General features: G+C 68.3%; 2 protein-coding genes and 1 tRNA gene. All 3 read left to right on the top strand.

Annotation, left to right across the window (positions count from 1 at the left end; all coding sequences use genetic code 11):
* Nucleotides 1-240 precede the first annotated feature (240 nt).
* Nucleotides 241-639, top strand: a complete 399-nt coding sequence (locus AB0D27_RS38100) for a hypothetical protein (RefSeq protein WP_362518133.1) — start codon at nucleotides 241-243, stop codon at nucleotides 637-639.
* Nucleotides 640-731: 92 nt separating this feature from the next.
* On the top strand, nucleotides 732-4,700 hold the full coding sequence (gene hrpA / locus AB0D27_RS38095) for an ATP-dependent RNA helicase HrpA (RefSeq protein WP_362518130.1): 3,969 nt from the start codon (nucleotides 732-734) through the stop codon (nucleotides 4,698-4,700).
* 95 nt (nucleotides 4,701-4,795) lie between these two features.
* Nucleotides 4,796-4,870, top strand: a tRNA-Asp gene (locus AB0D27_RS38090).
* Nucleotides 4,871-4,943 lie beyond the last annotated feature (73 nt).

Raw genomic sequence — 4,943 nt, 5'->3', positions numbered from 1 at the left:
CTGAAAAGCGATAGGTCGCCGGTTCGACCCCGGCCCCAGCCACAACCCAAGGGCCCCGTCCACCAGGACGGGGCCCTTGATCGTTCACCCACCCCCCGACACCAAGCTCACCCAGCCCCAGCCCCAACCCGAAGGCCCCATCCAGCAGGACGGGGTCTTCTGCGTGCGTTCAACTTGGCATGTCCCCGGCGCGGCGCTAGGTTCTGGCTGGCCGACGCAGTGCTGTGGGGTGGGGGACCAATGGTGTGGGGCGGGCGGGATCCGAAGCCGGTACGGGAGCTGGATCTGGAGCGGTACCGGGCCCGGTACGGGCTGCTGGCGGTGCTGCTGAGCAGTCTCGCGATCGCCGGGGTCGCGATCGCCGGCGTATGGCGCCTGGACGGCGACAAGTCCGTGATCGTCGCCGTGCTGACCGCGGCCTTCACGGCGGTCAGCACCATGACCACGGCCTACCTGGGCATCAAGGCCGTCGCAAACACCGCCAAGTCCATCGCCCTCGGCGACACCACGCACCGTACGGAGCCCCGACAGACCGCGACGCAGGCCTCCGCGGCCCAGCCCCTCATGGCCCAGACACCCGTTGCCCAGCCCACGATGCCCCAGCAGGCCCAGCAGGCCCAGCAGGCCCCCAACGTGTAGTCCCGCGAAAAGCCGCAGGTCACACGAGCGGGAGGCGTCGCCCACAAAAGCGTTCGCCACTCATTTCGCCGAGGTGAGATCCTGGACGGCGTATGTCTACGCATCCCGCCCCCGCCCTCGGCGATATCGCCGCCCGCCTGGCCGAGCTGTCCCTGCGCGACGCGCACCGGCTCGGGCGCAGGCTCGAGGGCGCACGCAAGATCCGCCAGCCCGAGGCCCGCTCCGCCGTGTTCGCCGAGATCGAGGCGGAGGTCGCCAAGGGCGAGGCACGTATGGCCGAGCGCCGCGCCCGCGTGCCCTCCGTCACCTATCCCGAGCAGCTTCCGGTCAGCCAGAAGAAGGACGAGATCGCCGCGGCCATCCGCGATCACCAGGTCGTCATCGTCGCGGGGGAGACCGGATCGGGCAAGACCACCCAGATCCCGAAGATCTGTCTGGACCTCGGGCGCGGGTTCAGGGGCATGATCGGGCACACCCAGCCCCGCCGTATCGCCGCCCGCACCGTCGCCGAGCGCGTCGCCGAGGAGATGGACACGCCGCTGGGCGAGGCCGTCGGCTGGAAGGTCCGCTTCACCGACCAGGTCAGCCAGGACTCGACCTTCCTCAAGCTGATGACCGACGGCATCCTGCTCGCCGAGATCCAGACGGACCGCGAGCTGCGCGCGTACGACACGATCATCATCGACGAGGCCCACGAGCGGTCCCTGAACATCGACTTCCTGCTGGGCTACCTCGCCCAGCTGCTGCCCAAGCGGCCGGATCTGAAGGTCGTCATCACCTCCGCGACGATCGATCCCGAGCGCTTCTCCCGGCACTTCGGCGACGCCCCGATCGTCGAGGTCAGCGGCCGTACGTATCCGGTGGAGGTGCGCTACCGCCCGCTCCTCGAAGACGACTCGGACGACGCCGACCGCGACCAGATCACCGCGATCTGCGACGCCGTCGAGGAACTCCAGGGCGAGGGCAAGGGCGACATCCTCGTCTTCCTCTCCGGAGAGCGCGAGATCCGCGACACGGCGGACGCGCTGACGAAGAAGAACTACCGGTTCACGGAAGTGTTGCCGCTGTACGCCCGGCTCTCGCACGCCGAGCAGCACCGCGTCTTCCAGCCGCACACGGGGCGCAGGATCGTTCTGGCGACCAACGTCGCCGAGACCTCGCTCACCGTCCCGGGCATCAAGTACGTCATCGACCCGGGCACCGCCCGCATCTCCCGCTACAGCCACCGTACGAAGGTGCAGCGGCTGCCCATCGAGGCGATCTCCCAGGCCAGCGCGAACCAGCGCAAGGGCCGCTGTGGTCGTACGAGCGACGGCATCTGCATCCGGCTGTACAGCGAGGACGACTTCCTCGCCCGCCCGGAGTTCACGGACGCCGAGATCCTCCGTACGAACCTCGCCTCCGTCATTCTCCAGATGACCGCGGCCGGCCTCGGAGACATCGAGAGGTTCCCGTTCATCGACCCGCCGGACCACCGCAACATCCGTGACGGTGTCCAACTCCTGCAGGAGCTGGGCGCGTTGGACCCCGCCGAGAAGGACGCACGCAAGCGGCTCACGCAGTTGGGCCGCAAGCTGGCTCAGCTGCCCGTCGATCCCCGGCTGGCCCGCATGGTGCTGGAGGCCGACAAGAACGGCTGTGCGCGCGAGGTCATGGTGATCGCGGCCGCGCTCTCCATCCAGGACCCGCGCGAGCGCCCGGCCGAGAAGCAGGCGCAGGCGGACCAGCAGCACGCCCGTTTCAAGGACGAGACGAGCGACTTCCTCGCCTTCCTGAACCTGTGGCGGTACATCCGTGAGCAGCAGAAGGAGCGCGGCTCGTCCGCGTTCCGGCGCATGTGCAAGCAGGAGTACCTGAACTTCCTGCGCATCCGCGAGTGGCAGGACATCTACTCCCAGCTCCGCACCGTCGCCAAGCAGATGGGCATCCATCTGAACGAGGAGGACGCGGCGGAGCAGAGCGTCCATGTCTCGCTCCTGGCGGGCCTGCTGTCCCACGTGGGCATGAAGGACGTGAAGGAGGCCGGCGGGGAAGGCGGGAGGAACACAGCGAAGAACGAGTACCTGGGTGCCCGCAACGCCAAGTTCGCGATCTTCCCGGGTTCGGCTCTCTTCAAGAAGCCCCCGCGGTTCGTGATGTCCGCGGAACTCGTCGAGACCTCCCGGCTCTGGGCCCGCGTCAACGCCAAGATCGAGCCGGAGTGGGTGGAGCCCCTCGCCGGGCATCTGCTGAAGCGGACGTACAGCGAACCGCACTGGGAGAAGGACCAGGCCGCGGTGATGGCGTACGAGAAGGTCACGCTGTACGGCGTACCGATCGTGGCCCAGCGGAAGGTCAACTACGGGCGGATCGATCCGGAGGCCAGCCGCGAGCTGTTCATCCGCAACGCGCTCGTCGAGGGTGACTGGCGTACGCACCACAAGTTCTTCGCCGACAACCGCAGGCTCCTCACCGAGGTCGAGGAGTTGGAGCACCGGGCGCGGCGCCGCGACATCCTCGTCGACGACGAGACCCTGTTCGACTTCTATGACCAGCGCGTGCCCGAGCACGTCGTGTCCGGGGCGCACTTCGACTCGTGGTGGAAGCACAAACGGCACGAGGAGCCGGAGCTTTTGGACTTCGAGCGGTCGATGCTCATCAACGAGCGCGCCGGGGACGTCAGCAAGGACGACTATCCGGACTCCTGGCGTCAGGGCCGGCTCAAGTTCAGGGTGACGTACCAGTTCGAGCCGGGCGCGGACGCGGACGGCGTGACGGTGCACATCCCGCTCCAGGTGCTCAACCAGGTCACGGACGAGGGCTTCGACTGGCAGATCCCGGGCCTCAGGGAAGAGGTGGTGACGGAGCTGATCCGTTCCCTGCCGAAGCCGATACGGCGGAATTACGTCCCCGCCCCCAACTTCGCCCAGAAGTTCCTCGATCGGGCGGTACCGCTCCAGGAGCCCCTCACGCTGACCATGGCGCGGGAGCTGAAGCGGATGGTCGGCGTCCCGCTGACGGCGGACGACTTCGACTGGTCCCGGGCCCCCGACCATCTGAAGATCACCTTCCGGATCGTCGACGAGCGGCGCCGCAAGCTCGCCGAGGCCAAGGATCTTCAGGCGCTGCAGCTCCAGCTGAAGCCGAAGGCGCGCAAGGCGATCTCGCAGGCCGCGGCGGCCACGGCGGAGCGCGAGGGCGGCGAGTCGCTGGAGCGTACGGGGCTGACGGACTGGACGTTCGGCTCGCTCACGCGCGTCTTCGAGACCCGGCGCGCGGGCCAGCCGGTGAAGGCGTACCCGGCGCTCGTGGACGACGGCGACACGGTCTCCGTTCGGCTCTTCGACACGGAGGCCGAGCAGCAGCAGGCCATGTGGATGGGCACCCGGCGGCTGATCCTGCGGAACATCCCGGTCAACCCCGGCAAGTTCGCGTCGGACAAGCTCACCAACGCCCAGAAGCTCGCCCTGTCCGCCAACCCGCACGGCTCGATCCAGGCCCTGTTCGACGACTGCGCGATGGCGGCGGCGGACAAACTGATCGCGGACTTCGGCGGCCCGGCGTGGGACGAGGAGTCGTACCGGAAGCTGTACGACAAGGTGCGCGCCGAGATCGTCGACACGACGGTCCGTACGGTCGGGCAGGTGCAGCAGGTGCTTGCCGCCTGGCAGGCCTGTGAGCGCCGTCTGAAGGGCGTAAAGAGCCCGACGCTCCTGGCGAACCTCACGGACGTACGGACGCAGCTGAACGCCCTCGTGAAGCCCGGCTTCGTGACGGAGACCGGCCTACGCCGTCTGCCGGACCTGATGCGCTATCTGGTCGCCGCCGACCGGCGCCTCCAGCAGATGCCGACGAACGTCCAGCGGGACACCACCCGCATGCAGAAGGTCCACGAGATGCGGGACGAGTACGCCTGGCTCCTGGAGCAGCTGCCGCAGGGCCGGCCGGTCCCGTCGTCCGTCCTGGACATCCGCTGGATGATCGAGGAGCTCCGGGTCAGCTATTTCGCCCACGCGCTCGGCACGGCGTACCCCGTCTCCGACAAGCGGATCGTGAAGGCGATCGACGCGGCGGTCCCGTAACGGCGCCTGCACGCCGGGTGAGTTCGACCCCGGGCTCACCCTCCTGTACAGTCTCTTCTCGCAGCACAGCGCAAGAATCAGTCGCTGCGAGACCTGGTCCTGTGGAGCAGTTTGGAGTGCTCGCCACCCTGTCAAGGTGGAGGCCGCGGGTTCAAATCCCGTCAGGACCGCATTGATACGAAGGGGCCCCGCATCCGCCCAGGATGCGGGGCCCCTTCCGTGCCACCACACCCCCACCACTGC

It is taken from the genome of Streptomyces sp. NPDC048415 (assembly GCF_040651675.1).
Taxonomy (GTDB): Bacteria; Actinomycetota; Actinomycetes; order Streptomycetales; family Streptomycetaceae; genus Streptomyces.
The sequence above is the reverse complement of the archived record's forward strand: the minus strand, read 5'-3'. Positions and strand labels throughout refer to the sequence as shown.